Source organism: Bacillus sp. ABA4_010, assembly GCF_056159105.1.
Genome location: NZ_JBSWUN010000003.1, coordinates 2,351,706 through 2,374,571 on the forward strand (window position 1 = coordinate 2,351,706; position 22,866 = coordinate 2,374,571).

The 22,866-nt window shown below is 38.9% G+C and carries 20 protein-coding genes and 1 other RNA gene; 4 read left to right on the plus strand and 17 right to left on the minus strand.

The genetic code is table 11. The features are described from left to right. Positions 1 to 36: 36 nt before the first annotated feature. Both ACXAEO_RS12890 and ACXAEO_RS12895 read right to left on the minus strand, forming a co-directional pair. Complete coding sequence (locus tag ACXAEO_RS12890) at positions 37 to 270, minus strand: hypothetical protein (RefSeq protein WP_474881580.1); 234 nt, start codon at positions 268 to 270, stop codon at positions 37 to 39. A gap of 102 nt (positions 271 to 372) precedes the next feature. Beyond that, positions 373 to 1,494 carry an NAD(P)/FAD-dependent oxidoreductase gene (locus ACXAEO_RS12895; RefSeq protein WP_474881583.1) on the minus strand — a complete coding sequence of 374 codons (1,122 nt, stop codon included), beginning with the start codon at positions 1,492 to 1,494 and terminating at the stop codon, positions 373 to 375. 218 nt (positions 1,495 to 1,712) lie between these two features. On the opposite strand from ACXAEO_RS12895, the gene htpG reads away from it, so the two are divergent. Further along, positions 1,713 to 3,593, plus strand: coding sequence for a molecular chaperone HtpG (gene htpG, locus ACXAEO_RS12900; RefSeq protein ID WP_474881585.1), 1,881 nt, complete (start codon positions 1,713 to 1,715; stop codon positions 3,591 to 3,593). 31 nt (positions 3,594 to 3,624) lie between these two features. Here htpG and ACXAEO_RS12905 read toward each other — a convergent pair whose 3' ends face one another. Further along, positions 3,625 to 4,002 (minus strand): winged helix-turn-helix transcriptional regulator, encoded by a 378-nt coding sequence (locus ACXAEO_RS12905; protein WP_474881587.1) that lies wholly within the window; start codon positions 4,000 to 4,002, stop codon positions 3,625 to 3,627. A 222-nt stretch (positions 4,003 to 4,224) separates the two neighbouring features. Here ACXAEO_RS12905 and ACXAEO_RS12910 point away from each other — a divergent pair, with 222 nt between their 5' ends. Then, entirely contained in the window at positions 4,225 to 5,205 is a 981-nt protein-coding gene (locus ACXAEO_RS12910) for a zinc-binding dehydrogenase (protein WP_474881589.1), read from the plus strand. 68 nt (positions 5,206 to 5,273) lie between these two features. On the opposite strand, the gene ACXAEO_RS12915 is transcribed toward ACXAEO_RS12910, so the two are convergent. From ACXAEO_RS12915 to ACXAEO_RS12925, 3 genes are all read right to left on the minus strand, one after another. After that, positions 5,274 to 6,041, minus strand: coding sequence for an STAS domain-containing protein (locus tag ACXAEO_RS12915; protein WP_474881593.1), 768 nt, complete (start codon positions 6,039 to 6,041; stop codon positions 5,274 to 5,276). Beyond that, complete coding sequence (locus tag ACXAEO_RS12920; RefSeq protein WP_474881594.1) at positions 6,025 to 6,675, minus strand: cobalamin B12-binding domain-containing protein; 651 nt, start codon at positions 6,673 to 6,675, stop codon at positions 6,025 to 6,027. The genes ACXAEO_RS12915 and ACXAEO_RS12920 overlap by 17 nt, the downstream gene beginning before the upstream one ends. 145 nt (positions 6,676 to 6,820) lie before the next feature. Then, positions 6,821 to 8,188, minus strand: a complete 1,368-nt coding sequence (locus tag ACXAEO_RS12925) for an MFS transporter (RefSeq protein ID WP_474881595.1) — start codon at positions 8,186 to 8,188, stop codon at positions 6,821 to 6,823. A gap of 244 nt (positions 8,189 to 8,432) precedes the next feature. Between ACXAEO_RS12925 and ssrS the strand changes: the two genes are divergently transcribed. After that, positions 8,433 to 8,625, plus strand: a non-coding RNA gene (ssrS, locus tag ACXAEO_RS12930) — 6S RNA. Positions 8,626 to 8,682: 57 nt separating this feature from the next. Here the strand turns inward: ssrS and ACXAEO_RS12935 are convergent. From ACXAEO_RS12935 to citZ, 3 genes are all read right to left on the minus strand, one after another. Next, entirely contained in the window at positions 8,683 to 9,354 is a 672-nt protein-coding gene (locus ACXAEO_RS12935) for an adenylate kinase (protein WP_474881597.1), read from the minus strand. 100 nt (positions 9,355 to 9,454) lie between these two features. Continuing rightward, positions 9,455 to 11,173, minus strand: coding sequence for an acetate--CoA ligase (gene acsA, locus ACXAEO_RS12940; RefSeq protein ID WP_474881599.1), 1,719 nt, complete (start codon positions 11,171 to 11,173; stop codon positions 9,455 to 9,457). Positions 11,174 to 11,314: 141 nt separating this feature from the next. Beyond that, positions 11,315 to 12,451, minus strand: a complete 1,137-nt coding sequence (gene citZ, locus ACXAEO_RS12945; protein WP_474881601.1) for a citrate synthase — start codon at positions 12,449 to 12,451, stop codon at positions 11,315 to 11,317. Positions 12,452 to 12,701: 250 nt separating this feature from the next. Between citZ and ACXAEO_RS12950 the strand changes: the two genes are divergently transcribed. Beyond that, complete coding sequence (locus tag ACXAEO_RS12950) at positions 12,702 to 13,358, plus strand: LytR/AlgR family response regulator transcription factor (protein WP_474881604.1); 657 nt, start codon at positions 12,702 to 12,704, stop codon at positions 13,356 to 13,358. 127 nt (positions 13,359 to 13,485) lie between these two features. Here ACXAEO_RS12950 and ACXAEO_RS12955 read toward each other — a convergent pair whose 3' ends face one another. The 8 genes from ACXAEO_RS12955 to ACXAEO_RS12990 form a co-directional block, all read right to left on the minus strand. Beyond that, positions 13,486 to 14,742, minus strand: coding sequence for an ATP-binding protein (locus tag ACXAEO_RS12955; protein ID WP_474881607.1), 1,257 nt, complete (start codon positions 14,740 to 14,742; stop codon positions 13,486 to 13,488). A gap of 202 nt (positions 14,743 to 14,944) precedes the next feature. Beyond that, positions 14,945 to 15,292, minus strand: coding sequence for a PilZ domain-containing protein (locus ACXAEO_RS12960; RefSeq protein WP_474881610.1), 348 nt, complete (start codon positions 15,290 to 15,292; stop codon positions 14,945 to 14,947). 17 nt (positions 15,293 to 15,309) lie between these two features. Then, entirely contained in the window at positions 15,310 to 16,545 is a 1,236-nt protein-coding gene (locus tag ACXAEO_RS12965; protein ID WP_474881612.1) for an EAL and HDOD domain-containing protein, read from the minus strand. Positions 16,546 to 16,851: 306 nt separating this feature from the next. After that, complete coding sequence (locus tag ACXAEO_RS12970) at positions 16,852 to 19,059, minus strand: 5'-nucleotidase C-terminal domain-containing protein (RefSeq protein WP_474881615.1); 2,208 nt, start codon at positions 19,057 to 19,059, stop codon at positions 16,852 to 16,854. 262 nt (positions 19,060 to 19,321) lie between these two features. After that, the gene (locus ACXAEO_RS12975) at positions 19,322 to 19,672 is read right to left on the minus strand and encodes a MerR family transcriptional regulator (RefSeq protein ID WP_474881618.1); all 351 of its coding nucleotides are present in this window, start codon (positions 19,670 to 19,672) and stop codon (positions 19,322 to 19,324) included. 31 nt (positions 19,673 to 19,703) lie between these two features. Continuing rightward, a complete protein-coding gene (locus ACXAEO_RS12980) occupies positions 19,704 to 20,432 on the minus strand; it encodes an exonuclease domain-containing protein (RefSeq protein WP_474881620.1) in 729 nt (242 codons plus the stop codon). Beyond that, positions 20,432 to 21,409 carry a DUF294 nucleotidyltransferase-like domain-containing protein gene (locus ACXAEO_RS12985; RefSeq protein WP_474881622.1) on the minus strand — a complete coding sequence of 326 codons (978 nt, stop codon included), beginning with the start codon at positions 21,407 to 21,409 and terminating at the stop codon, positions 20,432 to 20,434. The genes ACXAEO_RS12980 and ACXAEO_RS12985 overlap by 1 nt, the downstream gene beginning before the upstream one ends. A gap of 175 nt (positions 21,410 to 21,584) precedes the next feature. Further along, positions 21,585 to 22,853: an ammonium transporter gene (locus ACXAEO_RS12990; protein ID WP_474884136.1), complete on the minus strand. Its 1,269-nt coding sequence runs from the start codon at positions 22,851 to 22,853 to the stop codon at positions 21,585 to 21,587. Positions 22,854 to 22,866: the final 13 nt, after the last annotated feature.

Consider the following 22,866-nt stretch of genomic DNA (forward strand, 5'->3'; position numbering starts at 1 on the left):
ATATCCAAATAAAAAACGGGGCGAGCCCCCGTTTTTTCACGTTAGTTTCATCATATCGTCCCCAGCTAGTTCATACACAGCCTCTTCCAAGTTATCAAAAAGCGGAAGCATGGAACGTTTTTCATCAAAGAGATGATAGAGCTGGATAATCATGGATGGGCTTTTATCAAACTTTTCTTGCAGACGCTCGATTGAATATTCATTGAGCGGCCACTTGTTTTCCGCAAGAAATTTCAAATCTTCTAAAAACAATCTGTTGTTGTTAGTCATACTATCACTCCCCCTTTGATAGTTTTATTCTATCACAATCTGAAAGTTTTCAGAATAATTAATCGCAATTATTTTCACCTAGAGGGAGGGAGCATGAACCATTTATTTCACCTCGATTGCTCCAGCTACATCATAAAGGCTCAAATCAAGCTCTGTTGGCTGACCGAGGGCAAGTTTCGCCAATTCCGAACCGATGTATGGGCCCGCTGTTAACCCTGACGCACCAAGTCCATTGGCCACGAGCAATCCTTCATAACCGGGAACTGGGCCGATGACTGGAAGAAAACCAGGTGTGAATGGCCGGAAGCCGACTCTTGTTTCCACATGGGTGCTGTCAGCTAAACGTGGCGCAACAGCCAGTGCTTTCCCAAACACTTCATAAAGACCACCTGCTGTCACTCGGCAATCAAGTCCAGCATCATCCTCATGAGTCGCACCCGCGACAATCTTTCCATCTTCAAATGCAAGAAGATATTGATCACCTGGTGGCATAACAACAGGCCAGTTTTCTGTATTCGCCTCCGGTAGATGAAGATGAACAATTTGCGCTTTTTGATAGCTTACTAAAAAGCGAATTCCAAGCGGATCCAGTAACTCTCCTGCCCAAGCACCAGCAGTCACAATCACTTTATCGGCACGAAAGGTCTCACCTGATACTTGAACACCCATCACTTCCTTGTTTTCATGCACTAATTCAGCACTCCCACAAAGAATGACGGCCCCGTGTTTTTTTGCACCACTCACTAAAGCGTTGCGAATCGCTCTTCCATTCACACGTGCAGCACCACTTACATGAACAGACGCATATTGCTCATCTAAAGGTGGAAAAGTTTTTTTCGTTTCTTCTTCAGATAGACGGGTAATATTCCCGATTTCCGGAGCCCCTTCCCTCCGCTCATATGCCCGTTCTTCCATTTTAGCGAGTTTGCCTTCGTCAATATGAAGACTAATGGAGCCTACTTGTTTATAACCTGTATCCGTCTCCCCGTCTTCTTCCAGCTGCTTGATTAGATTCGCATAATATCTTGCGCCGCCTTTGACCATTTCATACCATGCTTTATTTCGGCGTTGCGAAAGCCATGGACAAATAATGCCGGCTGCTGCATCAGTTGCCTGTCCTTTATCGGCACGATCAACTAATGTTACATTCGCCCCTGCCTTTGCTAAATGATAAGCAGTAGATGCCCCCAGTATGCCGCCTCCTACTACGATATATGTTTTCATGAGAAACACCCTTTACATTTTAATTCTTCTATTATAGTATAGCGATTTTTCCCCATTTTTCATAACCGTTTCCGAATAACTAAACGAGGAAGAGATATTGACAACAAAATAAATTTTATGATATTTAAAATAATGATTAGCACTTATCCTTCACGAGTGCTAATCATTCCAAATACTTATTTTTATGACTATTTTAAACTGGAAGGGGAAACGTTTTTATGACGAAAATGCAGTTTAAAGCAGAATCAAAGAGATTACTAGATATGATGATTAATTCTATCTACTCACAGCGTGAAATTTTTTTACGGGAATTACTTTCCAACTCAAGCGATGCCATCGATAAAATCTACTATAAAACTTTAACAGATGATGCGTTAACTTTTAACAAAGATGACTACTACATAAAAATTGCAGCAAATAAGGAAAACCGTACATTGCACATTACCGATACGGGGATCGGGATGACAAAGGAAGAACTTGAACATAACCTTGGGACGATTGCTAAAAGTGGCTCTTTCGCCTTTAAAAAAGAACATGAAGCAAAAGATGGTCATGACATTATTGGTCAATTTGGTGTCGGTTTTTACTCTGCTTTTATGGTTGCTGATGTGGTGACCGTCATTAGTAAAGCATTAGGTAGCGACGAAGCTTATAAGTGGGAATCCACAGGAGCGGACGGCTATACCATTGAACCATGCGAAAAAACAGCTGTCGGTACCGATATTATTTTAAAAATTAAAGAAGACACCGAGGACGAAATCTATAGTGAATATTTAGAAGAACATCGCTTAAAAGCCATCATAAAAAAATATTCCGATTTCATTCGTTACCCGATTAAGATGGATATAAGCGGAAAACGCTTAAAAGAAGGCAGCGAAAATGAATTTGAAGATTATATCGAAGAACAGACAATTAACAGCATGGTTCCAATTTGGAGAAAAAACAAAAACGAGCTGACTCCAGAAGATTACGAACAGTTTTATCGAGAAAAACATTACGGTTTTGACAAACCATTGAAACACGTCCACATTAGTGTAGATGGCGCTGTCAGATATAATGCGATTTTATTTATCCCAGAAACTATCCCGTTTGACTATTATTCAAAGGAATATGAAAAAGGACTGGAGCTTTATTCAAACGGCGTCTTGATTATGAATAAATGTGCAGATTTGCTTCCAGACCACTTCAGCTTTGTAAAAGGAATGGTTGACTCAGAAGATTTATCGTTGAACATTTCAAGAGAAATGCTGCAGCATGACCGTCAGTTGAAACTGATTGCGAAAAATATTCATAAAAAAATTAAGAGCGAACTGCAAAATTTACTAAAAAAAGAACGGGAAAAATATGAACAATTTTATCAATCATTCGGCCGACAATTAAAGTACGGTGTATACAGCGACTTTGGTAGCCATAAAGATACGTTGCAAGATTTACTAATGTTCTACTCTTCTAAAGAAAAGAGATTAGTGACATTAGATGAGTATGTGTCAAGAATGCCTGAAGACCAAAAGTATATTTACTATGCTGCCGGTGAATCTCACGAGCGAATTGAAAAACTGCCACAAACAGAGCTAGTGTTGGACAAAGGCTATGAACTGTTATATTTTACAGATGAAATTGATGAATTTGCGATTAAGATGTTAATGACTTATAAAGAGAAGGAATTCAAGTCCGTTTCAAGTGGAGACTTAGGAATTGATGCAAGTGAACAAGAACAAGAGACGGCTGAACAGCAAAGCGAACATAAAGAGCTGTTTGACTATATGACGTCTATTTTAGCGGACAAAGTTAAAGACGTACGAGTGTCTAAGCGACTGAAAACTCATCCCGTATGCTTAACAACAGACGGAGACGTGACAATTGAAATGGAAAAAATCTTAAAATCTATGCCAAATAACGAAAACATTAAAGCCGATAAAATATTAGAAATTAACATCAACCATGACGTATTCCAGTCATTGAAAAACGCCTTTGAACAAGATAAAGAAAAATTAAACTTATACACAAACCTGTTATACAATCAGGCGCTCCTTATCGAAGGCTTAACCATCCACGATCCGGTTACGTTCACCAATGATATTTGCAAGCTCATGAAGTAGAAAAAAGGAGAGGGTCCGCCCCTCTCCTTTTTCATACGTTCTTTTCCATAAAATCATAAGAAGTCCAGCAACGATTCATCATAATATCCTCTGCTTCCGCATACTCATCTCCCCATTTGCACATTTGAAATAGTGCGGGTTGAATCTTTTTCCCCCACGCTGTGGTCGAATACTCCACCTTTGGAGGAAATTCTTCGTAAAGGGTTCTCTTCACAAGCCCATGTTCTTCTAATTCCCTTAATTGCTGCGTTAACATTTTTTGAGTAATACCAGGCAATGAACGCTTTAGTTCATTAAATCGTTTCGATCCTTCATTCAAATTCCACAAAATTAAAACTTTCCACTTCCCGCCTATTAAATCGATAACTAATTCGATGGCACATTGATATTCAGACTTTAATGGTTTCATATTGTTTCTCCTTCTTTATTTCATTTAATTATTCAATACCCATTCATTTAGTGAAAGAGCGTTCACAAGAAGTTCTTTCTACCTTCTAAAAATCGTTGAATGGTTTAGTAAGTTTCTATATGGTAACTACGGTACAGAATAGTGCCTACTTGCCTTTCCCTAAAACAGTATATATTATATACCTATCTAATTCTATAATCATTCGAACAGGAGATGAACGAAATGAAAGCATTATTACTGCACGATAAAGGACAGTGGAAGGACATGAAAGTAGAAGAAACCGCTGTACCGTCACCGCAAAAAGGGGAGATTTTAGTCGAAGTTCATGCCGTCGGATTAAACCCTGTCGATTATAAAACAGCAACAGGCGGCAATCCGAATTGGTCATATCCTCACATTCTCGGCCTTGATACAGCTGGTGTTGTAGTCGCTACAGGCGATGATGTAACGGAATGGAAAAAAGGCGACCGCGTTGTGTACCACGGTGATTTAACAAAAAAAGGCGGGTATGCAGAATACGCCGTGACAACGGCTCATACCGTGTCTCGTATTCCGGACAACGTTTCGTTTGAAACAGCCGCCGCTCTTCCAACAGCTGGATATACGGCTTATCAAGCACTTTTCCGCAAGTTGCCATTGACTCAAATCAATACCCTCCTCATTCACGCCGGTGCAGGAGGTGTAGGAGGTTTCGCCATTCAGTTAGCTAAATTAGCTGGAAAGACGGTTATTTCGACTGCCTCTATCCATAACCACGAATATGTGAAGTCACTTGGAGCCGATTATGTAATTGATTATCGCACGGAAGATGTCACAGCAAAAGTAATGGAAATAACGGGCGGCACAGGTGTTGACGCCGTTATGGATGCTGTTAGTAGACAAAATGCCACAGCTTCTCTTAATATGCTTGGCTTCCTTGGACATATTGTCCATATTGCAGGAGCACCTGATTTTACACATGTAAAACCCTTTACAAAAGCAGTATCGTATCACGAAATTGCACTTGGTGCTGTGCATGGGTCCAAAAACATGGCAGCTCAAAAAGATTTGGCTGTAATGGGCGATGAATTACTCGCATTAGTAGCCGATGGAAAAATTTCATCCATGCTTAATGAAATCGTTACGCTAGAAGAAGTACCAGAAGCACTCAGTCGCCTTTCAGAACGTCATGTAACAGGAAAAATCATTGCTAAGTTAAAATAACGTTCTTTTTCATACGCTAAAAAAGAACGTGACAGCAATCTCGCCTTGTCACGTTCTTTCTATTGTATTTATTTCCTATTGAAACATTGATATAAGACAGCTTGTAAGGACGATTCAAATTGGACATACTCATCTAATGGGTACGAATTTAATAACCGCGCCATTGCCGGTGTTACACCAATTATGCTAATAACCGCGCCCGTCATAAAATGCATCATTTTTAATAAAATGGACAGTTTTTCAACTCCTGCTCTCTCTAGTTCTCCCACTGCTGTGAAATCAATCAATACGATATTGTAACTACCAGAAAACATGTTATGTAATGAATTCTCTGAAAGGACATTTACTTTCTCTTCTGTAATGTCCCCGAATATCGGTATGTAACACACTTCTCCAGAGATTGGGATGAACGGAGCGGATAGTTCATGTAAACGAGACAATGCTTGTGCAAGCTGCTCTTTTTTCTCAAACAACTCAAAATCTGTTGCTGCAAGTCGTCGCTGAAGATCCATCAGCTTTTGAGCCACTTTTTCATTCGCCAAACTCTTTTCAACTAAAAGAATATGACCATAGTCATTTTCATCCCAACAAATGTGAAGTTCAAACAAATGAAGATCATGTTGTGCTGTCTGCATATGAACTTCCATGCTTTTTGGCCCCTTTTGCTGAAAGCCAAACTTATACAGTTTACTTCTGCTTTCTTCGTCAATAATATCGGCCAACTTTTCGCTTCTAAGGTCAAACATTTGCCATGTCTGGGCAGAACAGCTCACAATATTTCCCTCTTTATCTATTTTTAAATACGGAAGCGGTAACTGCTCATTTATGTAATGCATCGAACTCCCCTTCTTGTTTATATTGAATAATCCAATCATTTAATTCAACTAAATCATACAGAATAACTGCTTTATCCGAACAAGCTGTAAGAAGATGATCGCGGTTCGCTAATCGTCCTCCAATAAGAATTGTCGGTTTAGGCGTCAATTCGCTCAACTTCCAGACATATTCGTGAATTTGCGGTAAATGAACCAAAAGAGAAAAAGAAAGACCAATTACGTTCGGTTCCCAAGCTTTTGCAGCATCCAATGCATGTTGCAAAGGTAAATTTGGACCAAAATATTTTGTTTCCCATCCATGATCTTCAAATAGGCTATTTACCATCTTCAAACCAATATAATGCTGCTCACCTTCTATACAAAAAAACATCGCTTTGTAGCTATTAACCATGTTCTGCGAAGAGTAAAACAGCCTTGATAATACAAAATCACATGTCGCTGTCGCTAAATGTTCATCAGCAACTGATATTTCATTATTTTCCCATAAGTATCCTATATATTGCATAGCGGGTGTAAACCATTGCTGGCACATTTCCAATCGGGATAGGTCACCTTGACCCTGGATAAAATCGATAACTTTTTGCTGACTTCCTTCCAATAAAAGGTGGGCAAGTGCTGAAATAGGATGATTCATTTTTGGTCACCGTCCTTTTCATTACTCCCCTCATTATACATTGAATACTTATGCATTTACATCCTTTACCTTTTCAACCTCCTAAAAACTGAATAAAAAAAACCTTGAATGGACATGGATGCCCAATCAAGGTTGAACGAAACATTTAAGACTGTTCTTTGCTTCTTGCTTTAAAATAAAGCAGCACCACTGTGAATGAACAGATGACTAATACGACTAATAGCGAGAAAACATTACGATACGCTACTTCCGGGAGAAAATCATTTTGCCATACAAGTAATAGTCCGGAAAGTGCAACACCGAACGCCCCGCCAAAAAATTGAATGAGCTGAGCCAGCCCCATCCCTGTTCCTATTTCTTGCTTCGGTAAAATTCGTGACACTTCATTTGCAATGCTGGATGTCAACGCGGAAAAACCTGTACTCATAAACATATATCCAATAAGAATGACATACGGAGATATGTTTGCTAATAAAGAAAAGGCGAGAGTTGCAATTAATAGAAACACATGACCGAATACAACTAACGGACGGTTTCCGAAGCGGTCAATTAAGCGGCCAATCAATTGGGCAGCCGCTGCGGACAACATAGCTCCTGGAAAAATCATCATTCCGATAGCTGCCGGTTCCTGATTAAACAAATTAGCAAGAATGATCGGCATTAAAAAAAGACTAGCAAAATGAATAATAAACGCAGTAAAACCAATAAACAGTAGCTTTGTAAACTGTCTATTTTTTAAAAGATGTGGTTGGACAAACGGTATGCTCACGCGATGAATATGTCTCCATAACATGATGATTGCGAGTAAACTCACCGCTAATATGAGATAAGAAAATGTAGACAAAAATAATAAAAGCCCTGTTACACTTATTCCGGTCAGCAGCCCTCCTACCACATCAAATTTTACTCTTTGCTCTTCTTCTTCAGGAAGCAGTTTTTTAAACACAGGAAATAAGAATAGAACAAAACTTGTAACAATAAACAAGTAATGCCACCCAAAGAACTGAATGATTGCTCCTCCTATAACCGGACCCAATCCAAATCCTAATGAGGCAGCTGAAGAAATGAAGGACATTGCTTTTCCTCGTCTTGAAACAGGGATATACCGACCTGCCAAAACCATCGCCAGACCAGGAACGGCTCCGGCACCTGCTGCTTGCAGTAATCTTGCCGTTAACAGTAAAGAAAACTGATTGGCAAAAAGGCCCGCAACAGAAGAAATACCGAGCAAAATTAGCCCAATCATTAACAGTTTTTTAATAGGGATGAAATCGGATAAGCGGCTATACGTTAAAGTGGAAATGGCAAACACGATTGAGTAACCTGATACAACCCAAGAAGCTGTGGACGGGGCAAGTTCAAAATCATATAATACACTTGGAAGTGCAACATTGAACATCGTCGTGTTCATAACGACAAGCCATACGGTAAAACTCCATAAAAGAATCACCTTATTCTCTTGAAAGGCTTCTGTGTCTTTTTGGATTGTCATTGAAGAAGACAAACTCGACATGTAATTCCTCCTATCTCATTGCAAAACAATGAGCTTTCAATTTAATCACCGTTCCTATTGTATGAAAAACACGCAACAATTTCAAAGTTAGTGCCTCACATCATTCCAATAAAACAAAACGACCTTGCCGCTCTTATCGAGGAACAAGGTCATTTCCAATAAAGAATCGTAGATTACTACTAAAAAAGATGTTTTTCTAAAACATTGCACTTGCAAATACAAATGGTATCCTGTAATATGTGTATACATGCTGCGTTGTACGTGATTATAATAAGTTTTAACCTTTAAGCTGGTATAGGGAGTTTTACATCGAAGCCGGAATGTCATGCCTCCCATTATGGTTAGAGGACGTCATTAACGCTTCTGCAAACACCCACTTTGAGGAGTGGTGGTTTAAAACTTCATTATGCAACATCAACGGCAAACGCGGCACGTTCTTATTAACTATTGAAGCCGGTCTCTTCTCGAGATCGGCTTTTTATTTTTCATATATTTTATCGAGAAGATGAAATAGAAGTTGACAGGCCGCTAAGAACATTTTCAAGCTCTTCGTATACACGATCAATGGTTTGAGAGCCATCTATATTGCGTAAATACCCTTTTTGCTCATAAAAATCGAGTAAAGGCTGCTGCTGATTCATATTCACTTCCAAACGAGTTCCAACAGTTTTCTCATTGTCGTCATCCCGTTGGTAAAGCTCTCCACTACATTTGTCACATACCCCATCTTTATGCGAAGGTCGAAAAATAAGATGATAAGTCATTGTACAATTACGGCATAAACGCCGCCCGGTCAGTCTAGCCATCAGTTCTTCTTTCGGAACATCAATATTTAGAACAAAATCAATGGTACGCCCCATTTCCATCAGTAGTTGCTCCAAAGCCTCTGCTTGAGCAATTGTTCGAGGAAATCCGTCCAGTAAAAACCCTCCATTACAATCTACTTTCGCTAACCGCTCACGAACGATCCCAATGGTTACTTCATCCGGTACTAAGTGACCTGCATCCATATATTCCTTTGCTTTTCTGCCAAGAGCCGTCTCTTCTTTGATGGCCGCACGAAACATATCACCTGTTGAAATGTGAGGAACGCGATGCTTCTCAGTCATTCTCTCTGCCTGTGTCCCTTTCCCCGCACCTGGTAACCCCATCAAGATTAAATTCATTCACCTTTCCCCCTTATGATCGATTTGCTTCCGATTTATATACCTCATAAACAACCGGTAAGAATCCGAAACGGAACTTACCAGCTGTTTATCAAACCATTTAATCTTCCATCGTCGATAAGTCACCTGTCGGCAAATTGAGTTCCCATGCCTTCAAGACGCGTCTCATAATTTTTCCGCTTCTCGTTTTCGGAAGCGTATCACGAAATTCAATTTCTCTCGGAGCAGCATGTGCAGCAAGTCCTTCTTTTACAAAAATACGAATCTCTTCTTTTAGTGCATTTGACGGTTCGTAGCCATCTCGTAACGAAATGAACGCTTTAATGATTTCTCCTCGTATCGGATCTGGCTTACCGATAACTCCCGCTTCCGCTACAGCCGGAAATTCAACTAATTTACTTTCGACTTCAAACGGACCGACACGTTCACCTGCAGTCATAATGACATCATCTACACGACCTTGGAACCAAAAATAGCCGTCTTCATCCATGTAAGCAGAATCACCTGATACATACCAATCATTTGGTAAAAAGTACGATTCATATTTTTCAGGACGATTCCAAATCGCTCTCATCATGGATGGCCATCCTTTTTTAATCGCCAAATTCCCCATCCGATATGGCGGCAACTCTTCTCCTTGATCATCTACAATCGCAGCTTGAACACCCGGTATTGGTTTCCCCATTGAACCTGGTTTAATCTCCATAGACGGATAGTTACAAATCACTTGCGCCCCTGTTTCCGTCATCCACCATGTATCATGGATTCGCAAGTCGAACACTTTTTTCCCCCAACGAACGACTTCTGGATTTAATGGTTCTCCTACACTTAAAATATGTCGAAGTGACCGTAAATCAAATTTTTGAATAAGTGCATCTCCTGCTCCCATTAACATCCGAAAAGCAGTCGGAGCACTGTACCAAACGGTTACACCGTAATTTTCAATCGTTTGATACCAATCGTCAGGACTAAATCGGCCGCCACGGATAACATTGGTTGCTCCAACAAGCCATGGCGCAAATACACCGTAAGAAGTTCCTGTTACCCACCCTGGATCTGCTGTACACCAATATACATCTTCTTCGTTCAAATCGAGCACCCATTTAGCTGTTTGATAATGTTGAACCATCGCATGATGAACGTGGAAGACCCCCTTCGGTTTCCCAGTCGATCCTGATGTATAATGAAGCACTAAACCATCCTCTCGGTCTACCCATTCTACGTCTAAATGTGTATCAGCTGTATCCATTCTGTCGTAAAAATGGATATAAGGTCCTTCTTCTTGCACATCTTGTCCGACAATTACGACATGTTTTAAATGCGGCAGCTCATCCACTGGAACACGATGCAAAAGTTCTGGCGTCGTGACAAGTACTTTCGCTTCACTGTCTTCTAGACGGTCGCGAACAGCCACTTCCATGAACGCTTCAAACAACGGCCCAACGACAGCTCCTAATTTAATCGCACCTAGTAAAACAAAGTACAATTCTGGCGAACGTGGCATAAAAATAAATACGCGATCTCCTTTTTCAACACCCGCTGCCTCTTTCAATACATTTCCTGCCTTATTAGAATAATCTTTCATATCTTGGAACGTATATTGCTCCTTGCGCTCTTTATCAGAAAAATAAAGCGCTACCTTGTTCTTTTTTTCGGTTTCAGCATGGCGATCAATTGCTTCATATGCCATATTAACGAGACCTGTTTCATGCCAGGAAAATTGTTCCTCCACACTGGACCAGTCGAAATTTTTGTAAGTTTCCTCATAGTTTTCTAGATTGAATAACCCCTTTTGCACAGACAATGTTTCCAGCTTCATGATTCTCCATCTCCCTTATAAAAATGATTTGATTAAAAGCTCGTCCATTGGATTCCCATGCCCCTCGACTATAGCCTTCAAACCGTCACATAATGGCCGTTTCAACGAAATAGAACTATCGGTTAACACTTCGTCATTCTGTTAAATGCTCACAACTTGTGAAGATGTCCGTTCATGGATCGGAATGTAAGTTTGGTGTTTCAGCCCCACATATTGCGCACGAGGGCGAATTAAACGATTATTTTCATATTGTTCTAAAATATGAGCAATCCAACCAGAGACACGACTGACCGCAAAAATAGGTGTAAATAAATTATGCTTCATGCCAAGACTGTGATAAACAGAAGCCGAATAAAAATCAACATTCGGGAGAAGCCCTTTTTCATTTTGAACAATCTGTTCTGTTGTCACTGACATGTTGTACCATTTATCTTCACCTGTTACTTTTGTTAATTGCCTCGACATTTCACGTAAATGTTTCGCACGTGGATCGCCATTTTTATAAACGCGATGACCGAAGCCCATAATTTTCTCTTTCTGTTGAAACGCTTCTTTCAAATAAGGTTCCACACCAGCAGGCTCCTTCATTTGATGAAGCATTTGCATAACGCGTTCGTTTGCTCCTCCGTGAAGCGGACCTTTTAATGCACCTAACGCCGCTGTCACTCCAGAATACATGTCTGACAGTGTTGCCACACAAACACGCGCCGTAAAAGTTGAGGCATTCAACTCATGATCCGCGTGAAGAACAAGCGCTTTATTAAAAGCTTGCTCCGATATCGAATCTGGAACTTCCCCATTGACCATATAGAGAAAATTAGCAGCAAAACTTAAATCAGACCTTGGCGCAAGAGGTTCTTTTCCTTCACAAATGCGGGCATAAGCAGCCACAATAGAGGACAATTGAGCCTGTAGTCTTATCGCTTTTCGATAGTTCGCTTCTCCAAGATGATCCGCTTCTTGATCATATAGAGAAAGCGCTGATACACACGTAATTAAGACAGACATCGGATGAACATGCTCATTAGGGAGTTTTTTCATCATGGTAATGATCTCTAGATTAAGGGAAGCGCTTTCAAATAATTCTTTTCGGAATGTTTCTAACTGATCTCGACTAGGGAGTCTATTAAACCAAAGCAAATAAATAACTTCTTCAAAACTTGAATAGTCAGCTAAATCATCTACATTAAACCCTCTATACGTCAAAACATCATCAATAATGGAGCTGACTGAAGAAGTGGTGGCAACGACTCCTTCTAACCCTTTTGCTTGTACCATGTGATCCCTCTTTTCTATGTATTATAATTTTAAACTTTCTTTTCATAGAGCACTCTATCAGGATGTTTCTATTACCTGCTATTGTCCTAGCAATACTCCTAATTGATTTTGATTATATCGAAATGTTTTTTCTATGTCTGTAATTTCCGATATAACGTTTTATTAACGGATGAAAGGGAATATATGGATACGAAACAGAATTTGCGTTATAATTATATTGAATATTTAGAAAGAGGTGAAAATTCAAACCATGGATGCTCTAAAAATACCACAATTCATACAAGATTGGATTCCTTCTGAAGCCTCCATCGCATTTGCAGGACAAGACCGATACATAGACTATTTCTCAGGCATTCATGATATTCAAATCCGTCCAGGTCAGCCTGTTCCGTCAGGAAGCATTACAGAGCGAGTTTATCGTCAAAAACGAAAAGTTGAATCGTTAGTAGACGAGTCTGTATTTGGTATCCCTTACTATGGAGTCGGCTATCCAATTGAAGGACAAAATGGTTTACGAGGTGCCTTAACAATCATTCTTCCTCCTTCCTATTTTTTTAAAAGATCGTCACAGCCTCTTCTATCTTTTATAACCGGAAAGAAAGGCGATATTTGGAAACCAATACCTCTTAATGATATCGCTTACATAGAGAGTGACCAGAAAAAAACGTGGCTTTTCACAGCAGAAGGTGCATACAGTGCTATTCACACACTAAAAGTGCTTGAACAGCAACTTCCAAGTACATTTCTCAGAATACATCGTTCCTATATTGTCAATATCCCATATATACAACACATTTCCCGTGACTTCTCTTCTAATTTAGTCCTTACTCTAGGGACAGTTAGTCATGTGCAGTTAACGGTGAGTCAAACGTACGTGTCTAATGTAAGGCGGACACTTGGCTTTTAATCATGTGTTTCACCCATAATTGATCATTGACTTGCTAAAATGACCCGTCAACACTCTTTACCTCTTCTTAATTTAACTGACGGGTCCGTTTGCGTTATGGACGACTGACAAGAAAAAAGAGCTATAATTATAGGTTGTTTGACAATGGAAGGGAAATGTCTACTTTCGTCCACTCACCTTTTTGACTTTGATAGTTGACGTCTCCATTCATATCTCTAATAATCTTATTAACTATCATCGTACCTAAACCTGTGCCTTTCGTTTTTGTCGTATAATAAGGCAAACCAATGTGCTTTATTTCATCTTCTGTTAAACCGATTCCGTTATCTTGAATGGAAATGACGGCATAGCTGCTATCACTTGCTTTTTTAACATGAATGTTAATTTTCCCCTTTTGTTCGACGGCTTCTATACTATTTTTAATAAGATTAATCATTGCTTGCTTCAAATACTGTTTATCGCCCACAATATAATGGATTCCATCTTCTTCATACTCGATTGAAACATTATGCAAATGTGCCATAGGCTTTAATAGTTGAATCGTCTCCCGAACAGCTTCTTCCGCAGCAAATCTCTCCTTTTTCATCGCTCCAGGTTTAGCGAGCGACAAATACTCCGTAATAATTTTATTTGTTCTGTCCAATTCTTCCAATATTAAATCGGAAAATTTATGCAGTTCTTTATGGTTGTCTCCTTCTTTTAAAAATTGTATAAATCCTTGCACAGTCGTTAATGGATTTCTTATTTCATGGGCAAATGCTGCAGCCATATGTCCTACGGTTTTCAGTTTTTCTAAATAAACTGATTCGTCAAGCTGCTTATTATTGATAATCATTTTTTCAATGGCAAAAATCAAACCAATAAACGTAACAAGAAAGGTCCCGTAATACAGACTATAAAAATATAAATCTAAAAACGATGCAAATGTTTCTAGAAGCATTACAGAAAGAAAAAGATAAACGCCGAAAATGACAAAAGAAAAAGACGTTCGATTTTTTGATTCCCTAAATCTTTTCTTAAAAAGAAGACCGCAAAGCAATGCAATCAAATTGATTTCAATTCCGACCAAAAAAAACTGACCGCCAATAAAGTAACGGGCTATTGACACGGTAGCCGTACAAAATAATCCAGCAAACGTTCCACAATAAATCGTCAAAGTAATAATAATCACCATTCGAAAATCGAAATTTGTATCTTTTAATACTTCAATGGGATATGCCATACATAAAAGCGCAGAAAAGGTCCCCATCAATGTATATACGATACGCTTTTTATATTCTACTACCGAAGATTTTCTGAAAGGGATAAACATATTTGCATTTGCTACTAAAGCGATTAGTATCATGTAATTGACAATTAAAGGTTTAATAATATGAATGAACATAACAGCACCTCCTTCCGATAATTTTTCCATGTACGTTCACTTTAAATTAATCTACAGGCATAAATAAACGGTCGCCAAGATGTTTCTTCATCCTTTGACAACCGCTTGTTTAAACTCCTCTATCGTACCACAAAAAAGATTACTCATGTTGACATGTACCAAACTTTCGTTCTGATGAATTTTCTAGGTCGATTTCTCTATGTTAAAGCGCTTTATGACGTTCAATTTTGACATGTTGTTTTAACCCATTAATAATGGCTTGTTTTAATTCTCTATCATTTTCTAACTGTAACCCGATAATATATCGATTAATATAATTTTTCTTCCATTTAATATTTCCAATAACATTCAAAGACGAAGAGTTGAGCGCAAACGATATATCAACGGCTGCTACAAGAGGCAAATCAGCAGTCGTCTCCAACTTTAAGCCGTTTGGACTTAAATCTAAAATCACTCCATCATTCTTTTCTCTCTCATATCTCATTGAGTAAAAGCAATAGATTGGCGTTGTAAATTGGTATCTGAACGCTTCTTGTCTTCTATATCTCATTTCTCCCGCCCCTTCATCTAAAATGCTCTTGTTAATACTTCCTTTGTCCACCTCATGGCTTCCTTATAGATATGGAAAAGATTGTCCTTATCAATTTCAACAAGATTGACAAGATCTTCAATCTCTCTCCACTCCCCTTTTTCTATACTAATTAATAAATCGAGTACATTCTTATACGGTGTTTGCGAGCCTAATAAAGCTGCTTTTATGTCTTGATCTAACGGGAGTTGATCAATTATTTTTTTTAACGGTTGCTTTAACACCGTATCAATAAGCGACAACATTCCGACCAAGAAATAACTGGAGCTTTCCGCATTTTTTCCTATTTTTACTGCGATTAGCTCACTTGCTTTCGCCCGTATAAAACACATTTTAATCACTTCGTCCGAGACATGACTGCCCCCGTTGTGGGCTATTTCTCGCAGTGATAACACATATACCCACTTTTTTAACTCTTTTAATCCAAGCAATACAACAGCTTGCTTAATTGACTTAATTTTATGTATTCGGCTATATATACCGGAATTGATTAGCTTAAGTAATTTATAAGAAAGAGCGACATCTCTCTCGATGATTTCTGTAATTGTATCTAAATTTGGCTCTATTTGAGATAACTCTGAGATAATGCGAAAAAAACTGTGACTTTGGATAATCATATCGTTTGCCGAAAGAATGACAGGCTCATGAAAAAAGTAGCCTTGGAAATATTTATAACCCATCTCAAAACATCGTTTAAACTCTTCTCTCGTTTCCACTTTTTCTGCTAGAAACCCGACATTATACGCTTGCAGTGTATGAAACATTTTTTGTTGCTGCTCCCAAGGAGTTTTACGAATATCGATTTTAATGATATCTGCCAAATGCAAAAGCTGAGAAACAGCTTGATCATCTGCTTCCAGTTCAAAATCATCTAGCGCGATCTTATACCCTTTTACTTTTAACGCTCTGCAAGTATCAATAATTTTTTCTGTCGGCGTGACCGTTTCCAAAATTTCCACTACAAGCATCTCCGATTGGAAATAAAAGGGTATTTCACTTTCTAAAAGTTTTTCCGTAAAATTTACAAAACAAGGTTTCCCTTCTGACAATTCATCTACACCAATTTGCAAAAAACTATTGATGACATCTAACGTTGCCTGACTTCCGTCAATATTTGAAAATTTATTTTCCCAACTATTACGATACAACAGCTCATAAGCATAAACCTCTTGGTCACTAGTCAAAATAGGCTGCCTTGCTACATATATTTCCATTATTGCTGCTCCTTTTAGAGAGTAATTTACATATGATTCTACATTTCATTTAATTATTCAAGACCGCTTCATTTGAGGAGAAGACGTTCACATTAGTTATTAAATCCCTTGAAACTAGGAAGGAATTACCGTTATATTTTATAAATTTCAATATCTACAAATATTATACAATTGAATAAGACTATTTTACTATCTTCTACTAAAAAGTCGAGACATTCGACAAAAAAAGTGATTGTCACGACTTTAAAAATAAAATAAAACCTCCAGCACCCATGCTTGGAGGTTTTATACATTCATAGTTTGAAATTAGTTTTGCGCTACATCTACGATACGTCCTTCAACAGACGGAATGACTGTTTCGTCTGCCATAAAATAATCCCTAAACATTTCCCAATCAACAAATCCAGGCTCACTTAGTCGCCCTTCTTCATACGCGCTCTTGAACATCGTATAGCTGTCTCCGCCTTTAGCTGTAAACGTATTTGTCGCTACAAAGTATTTCTTGTCTTCCACTAGCGAATCATACGTTTGTCCATCTTCCTTCACTTCAACAGATATTACTCGTTCACCAGCTGGCTTGCGACTGTCATATGTGAACTTTAAACCAGAAACTTGCAAAAACGCTCCAGATTGCTCTGGTGCAAGAGCAACACTGTGCTCAAGCGCCTCTTTAATTTCTGCACCTGTTAATTCCATAATTCCTAAAGAATTGCTGAACGGCAATACTGTTAAGATTTCGCTTAATGTCATGTCCCCACTGTCAATGGACGCACGAATGCCGCCTCCATTTTGAAGGGCAATCACCGTGTTCGGGTTAATCATTTTCGCTTTAGCAAGCATTCCGTCAGTAATTAAGTTTCCTAGATTCGTTTCCTTTGTACGGACATTTGCACGCTCACCATCCAACACAACATCTGTTGTACCGACAACTGTTTGCTTGAAAGCATCAACGGCTGGTTTATATTTTTCTGCTAAAATACGAGCTGCTTCCGGATCTTCTTGAAACACATACGGAGCGTCTTTTTCATCGCTTACTTTTTTATCAATAGCAATTAATTCTCCGTTATGCTCAATTACTTTTCCATTCTCATCGAATGCTACATCTAATACACCTAAAAATTTACTATACTCTTTTGCTTGAACAATAACGGTCGGTTCTTCTCCTGTTGTATCGACAAACGGTACACTTAACTCGTCATGCGAATGTCCGCCGATGATTACATCAATTCCTTCTACTTCCTTTGCTAACGTGACATCATTGTCACCACCACCATCTTGAAAACCGATATGTGTAAGGGCAACAATTTTATTCACACCTTGTTGCTCAAACTGCTGAACAGCTTTTTGTGCCTCTTCAATATAATTCTCAAACTCTATACCATCACCAGGGCTTGAAATATCTTTTGTTTCTGCTGTTGTCAGACCAAAAATCCCAATTTTTTCACCGTCTACTTCTTTCACAATTCCATTGTAGATAGCGCCATCCATCGGCTCAGATGACCATTCATCTTTAAAGAAATCTTTTAAATTCTCATCTTTTGAAAAGTTGACATTAGCAGTGACAAACGGAAATTTCGCATTTTCTACGAATCTAGCCAATGGCTCTGTTCCAAGATCAAACTCGTGGTTCCCTAAAGTCATCGCATCATAGCCGATATAATTCATGAACTCTAAGTCAGCTTGTCCTTTGTATTGATTGAAATACAATGTACCTGAGAATACATCTCCTGCATCTAAAAGCAATGCGTTAGGCTTTTCTTCTCGAACTTGCTTAATAGCCGTGACACGTCTTGCGATATTTTCTACATGTGCATGCGTATCGTTCGTATGCATTAATGTTAAATTAAAGCTATCTTCATCAATATTTCCTGCCGCTTGTTCACTGCGGAAGATGAAAGAAGCTATTTGCCCGCGAGTCACTTTGCTATTCGGAGAAAACGTAGTCGGAGTCGTTCCCGTTGTAATCTTATAATCGATAAGCGGTTTTACAAATTCTGCATACCAATCATCTTGTTTTACATCTGAAAATGGTGAATTTTTCAACATACCTTGCTTAAAACCAAACGCTTTTACAAGCATTTTGGCCAATTGTGCGCGACTTAACGGCTCATTTGGTTTAAATTGGTCACCATAGCCTTGGATAATCCCTTCTCTTGCTAATGCCGCAATATAGCCATAAGACCAATCATCTTTTTCTACATCTTTAAATCCAGGGTCTTCTACGTTTTTTGTCTCTAAATTTAACCCAAGGGCCATAATCTTAGCCGCTTGGGCACGTGTCACTTCTGCATATGGACGAAATTCATTTCCGTATCCTGTTACAATTCCACGGGTATGCAAGCTTTTTACCGCTTCATAAAAATGACTTTCCGGCTTTACATCGTTGAATTGAACAGCTTGCGAGCCTTCGGCTTGTACACTCGGTACAAAAGCAGTAGTTGCACTAGCAGCAATAGCTGCCGAAAGAGATACATGTAACATTTTCTTACGATAACTAGAGTGAATCGACATCATAATCCCCCTTGAATTATAGTAATAACGCACAAAATGATTCTAGTACAAAACGATTATAGCAAAAGAATGTTACTCAAACATCAAGAAATTGTAAATTTTTTAATATTAAGAACGTTTTTTGTCGTATTTTCTCACCTTGATTTTCTATTCTTCAACCACTTCAAAGAAGCATACGGAAGACCGCTGCAGTTACACACGCTCCGTATACTTCTATATTATTTTATCCACCATCTCACCCTTTCGCGTAATAAAGAGACCGCACTTAACGTTCGTTAAACCGCGATTGATTATTACGATGAAAATGAGCATTCAACTGCCCTTGAATCATTTTTTTCTTTAATTTATTTTCTTCCTCCAACTGCTTTTCACGTTTTACAAACTCTTTGCGGATGTCATGAGTTTGAACACCATCTTCTATTTTTTCAGCAATATCCATTAAGCGTTCAATATCCGAAAAAGAATATTTCCGGATGCCTGAAGATGTACGTTCCGGAAAGATAAGTTTCCTCTCTTCATAATATCGGACTTGTCTCTCCGACAAACCTGTCAGCTCTTTTACAATTCCCATAGTCATAACCTTTTTATCAAGATAGGAAGCCTTATTCTCTTGCACCAATCTTCACCCCTGCACAAAATTTTCACCCTTAAAATCTTGCAAGTCTTTCATATATATCCTCAAGTGTCCGGCATTTTAGCTCTTGAACTTTGCTTATATAAACACACCATAGCTTTGCCGTCATAATAGCATCACCTAATGCATGGTGCCGATTGATGATTGGAATAGCATTATGCTCACAAAAATCTTCTAATCTCACAAGTTTCGAATCTGGTTCCGCAATTCGATATAGAAAAGACGTATCGACAATTCGATGCTTAAACGGTGTTCGGAACAGCTTCCAGCTCGCATGCTGCAAGAAAGATTTCTCATGATTTGCATGATGGGCCACAAGCGTAAAGCCTTTCGCAAACTCAAAAAATTGAACAAGGACATCGGAAAGCAGCGGCGCATCTTTTAATTCTCTATCTGAAATCCCTGTTAATTCCTCTATCTCAGAAGAAAGAGTTTGTTCAAAACGAACGAGCGAGTAAAAAATCTCACCTTCCTTAATTTCTCCCCCACAAACTTTAATAGCTCCAATTGAAATGATTTCATCTCCTTTTTCAGGAGAAAAACCGGTCGTTTCAACATCAAATACGACAACATTCAACTCAGAAAGAGGGATTTCCATTACATTTTCCTCGTTCATTTCTTTCTGCATATGACGCAAAAAAGCCATATGCTCCAAATTTTGACCTGTGACTCCTCCAAACAGTCCGGAATTGACCCTTCCGGAAATTCCTCTCATAAATTGAATAAGTGGTTCAAATGCCATTATTTAACACCCTTTTCAATCATTGCTTGGACGTATTGATGAAGCCTTTTCCCATCTTTTAAAATGTGTTTTAACTCTCTTTTTTCATCTTTACTTAAATGATTTAACTTCAAATAATGTGTATCATCATATGTTTCAACGCCGCCATATAATGAAACACGATAATTCAATAATGCAAGAAAGTTTAATTTATACCCTCTAAGCTCTTCTCCATAGCCAATTTCCATTAACCGATCAAGCCGACTGAGAGTCGACGTTTCCAAAATCCCTTCTTTCATAGCAAGAAGCCGGATGGCGTTCACATACGGAAGAAAAGCAGCATGTTTTAAGTCCATTGCCCCTTCATGAATCCCTTTTTCTTCTGCCAAAAGTTGGCCAAATGGGCCAATTGATTTTTTTAAATGCATAACATTCTCTAAAAATCTTTTTAATAAGAACGGATTTTCCTTCTGTTCATGATGGATAAAAGATTTCAGACGGAAAAGAAGCTCGCCTTCTCCCTTCAACGTTCTTGCATCGTAAAAAATTTGCAAATAGCGAATGGACTCCCAACTCTCTTCTTTCATCCACTTTGACAGCTGATTCTCCCACTCTTCCAACGACAAACACCAAAGAGGGTTTGAACTCATGACATTTCCTTCACAATATGGATAGCCGATAATGTTTAAACCATATGAGAGTTCCTTCCCTACAGCACGAAAATATTCTTTTGTCTCTTGCGACGTCCCTTCAAACACAAGCCCGTGATCTTGGTCACTAATTAACCCTTGCTCGTATCTTCCGCCGCTCCCTGTAATAAACCAGCTATACTTGCCAGGCGGGTCTCCCTTCCCTATTGTAGCAATCGACACATCAAACGCTTTTTGAAAAACGAGGTCATGGAATTCATTTAACAACAACGTATTCGATTGATATTGTGAAATATGTTCATCCTTCCATTTTTTAATGGCTTCGTAAGATGGACCATTGTTATACATATCAACACTTCCTTTATAAAAAACCATTCCTACCGTCGTGCAAAAATCCCCGTCATGTGCACTAAGTATCTTTGAACGCAGGAAAAGAAACATTAACACTTAACAATGAGAGAAGCGGAGGATTCCACCGGGACTCCTCCGCGAAAGTGAAAAGCCCCTTTTCAGAGGCCTCCACTTATGAGCTAAGCTTATTTTCTTCTTTTCCTGTAAATGCTTCAGGATATCCATAACTGCCATGTTCACTAATATCCAATCCCATAATTTCTTCTTCTTCTGTTACACGAAGTCCGTTCATTACTTTTTTCGTAACAGCTAAAATAATGTATGACACGACAAATGCATAAGCACCAGAAACTGCTACTCCCATAAATTGGACACCGAGCTGTGTAAATCCTCCTCCGTAGAACAATCCTGGCAGTCCGACCGTTGCTAATTCCGGTGTTGCGAAGAAACCAGTTGACAACGTTCCCCAGATTCCTGCTGCTCCATGAACAGATAAAGCAAAAATCGGATCATCAATTTTTCTTTTCTCAAAAAATCTTACGCTGTAAAATACAAGAATACCCGCTACAAATCCAATTACAACCGCTGCCCACGTATCAACAAATGCACAAGATGCAGTGATAGCAACAAGACCTGCTAATGCGCCATTTAACATCGTTGGAACATCAGATTTTCCAAGGACCATCCATGAAATAATAAGTGCCGCTACCGCGCCAGCTCCCGCTGCCAAGTTTGTATTTAAAGCAACAAATCCAAAGAATCCACCGTCAACTGATACTGTACTTCCAGCATTGAACCCAAACCAACCGACCCATAGAATAAGAACTCCAAGTGCCGTATATACTTGGTTATGACCATAAATGTTATTAGCCGAACCATCTTTATTGTATTTTCCAATACGAGGTTTAAGCAAAATAGTTGCTGCCAGTGCAGCCATTGCTCCTGTTAAGTGAACAACTGTAGAGCCTGCAAAGTCTTGTTTTCCGTGTTCAGCTAACCAACCGCCGCCCCAAATCCAGTGAGCAACAACTGGATAAACTAACGCAGAGAATAAAAGAGTGAAGACTAAGTAGACAGATAATTTAGCCCGCTCAGCAAATCCTCCAAGTGCAATCGTAATAGCAATACCCGCAAAGGCTAATTGGAATACGAAGAAAACAGCTGAAGAAAGGCTCATACCTTCCAATTCATATCCTGAATAAAAGAAATGTGAAAGTCCTACTAAAAAGTTTGCATTATCACCGAAAATAAAACCAAATCCAACCGCCCAAAACACAAGTGATGCTAGACCGAATGTAAAGATGGTTTTCCCAGCAATGTGACCCGCATTTTTCATTCGAGTCGAGCCAGCTTCGAGTAAAATAAATCCACCTAACATAAAGATAACTAAAATGGCTGCCAACATAACCCACAGACTATTCATTAAATAAATTGGATCCATCATCTTTCCCCCC

Bases quoted from the DNA above. Each gene is read 5' to 3' on its own strand.
- ACXAEO_RS12890 (WP_474881580.1), bottom strand. From the start codon at position 270: ATGACTAACAACAACAGATTGTTTTTAGAAGATTTGAAATTTCTTGCG.
- ACXAEO_RS12895 (WP_474881583.1), bottom strand. From the start codon at position 1,494: ATGAAAACATATATCGTAGTAGGAGGCGGCATACTGGGGGCATCTACT.
- htpG (WP_474881585.1), top strand. From the start codon at position 1,713: ATGACGAAAATGCAGTTTAAAGCAGAATCAAAGAGATTACTAGATATG.
- ACXAEO_RS12905 (WP_474881587.1), bottom strand. From the start codon at position 4,002: ATGAAACCATTAAAGTCTGAATATCAATGTGCCATCGAATTAGTTATC.
- ACXAEO_RS12910 (WP_474881589.1), top strand. From the start codon at position 4,225: ATGAAAGCATTATTACTGCACGATAAAGGACAGTGGAAGGACATGAAA.
- ACXAEO_RS12915 (WP_474881593.1), bottom strand. From the start codon at position 6,041: ATGCATTACATAAATGAGCAGTTACCGCTTCCGTATTTAAAAATAGAT.
- ACXAEO_RS12920 (WP_474881594.1), bottom strand. From the start codon at position 6,675: ATGAATCATCCTATTTCAGCACTTGCCCACCTTTTATTGGAAGGAAGT.
- ACXAEO_RS12925 (WP_474881595.1), bottom strand. From the start codon at position 8,188: ATGTCGAGTTTGTCTTCTTCAATGACAATCCAAAAAGACACAGAAGCC.
- ACXAEO_RS12935 (WP_474881597.1), bottom strand. From the start codon at position 9,354: ATGAATTTAATCTTGATGGGGTTACCAGGTGCGGGGAAAGGGACACAG.
- acsA (WP_474881599.1), bottom strand. From the start codon at position 11,173: ATGAAGCTGGAAACATTGTCTGTGCAAAAGGGGTTATTCAATCTAGAA.
- citZ (WP_474881601.1), bottom strand. From the start codon at position 12,451: ATGGTACAAGCAAAAGGGTTAGAAGGAGTCGTTGCCACCACTTCTTCA.
- ACXAEO_RS12950 (WP_474881604.1), top strand. From the start codon at position 12,702: ATGGATGCTCTAAAAATACCACAATTCATACAAGATTGGATTCCTTCT.
- ACXAEO_RS12955 (WP_474881607.1), bottom strand. From the start codon at position 14,742: ATGTTCATTCATATTATTAAACCTTTAATTGTCAATTACATGATACTA.
- ACXAEO_RS12960 (WP_474881610.1), bottom strand. From the start codon at position 15,292: ATGAGATATAGAAGACAAGAAGCGTTCAGATACCAATTTACAACGCCA.
- ACXAEO_RS12965 (WP_474881612.1), bottom strand. From the start codon at position 16,545: ATGGAAATATATGTAGCAAGGCAGCCTATTTTGACTAGTGACCAAGAG.
- ACXAEO_RS12970 (WP_474881615.1), bottom strand. From the start codon at position 19,059: ATGATGTCGATTCACTCTAGTTATCGTAAGAAAATGTTACATGTATCT.
- ACXAEO_RS12980 (WP_474881620.1), bottom strand. From the start codon at position 20,432: ATGGCATTTGAACCACTTATTCAATTTATGAGAGGAATTTCCGGAAGG.
- ACXAEO_RS12985 (WP_474881622.1), bottom strand. From the start codon at position 21,409: ATGTATAACAATGGTCCATCTTACGAAGCCATTAAAAAATGGAAGGAT.
- ACXAEO_RS12990 (WP_474884136.1), bottom strand. From the start codon at position 22,853: ATGGATCCAATTTATTTAATGAATAGTCTGTGGGTTATGTTGGCAGCC.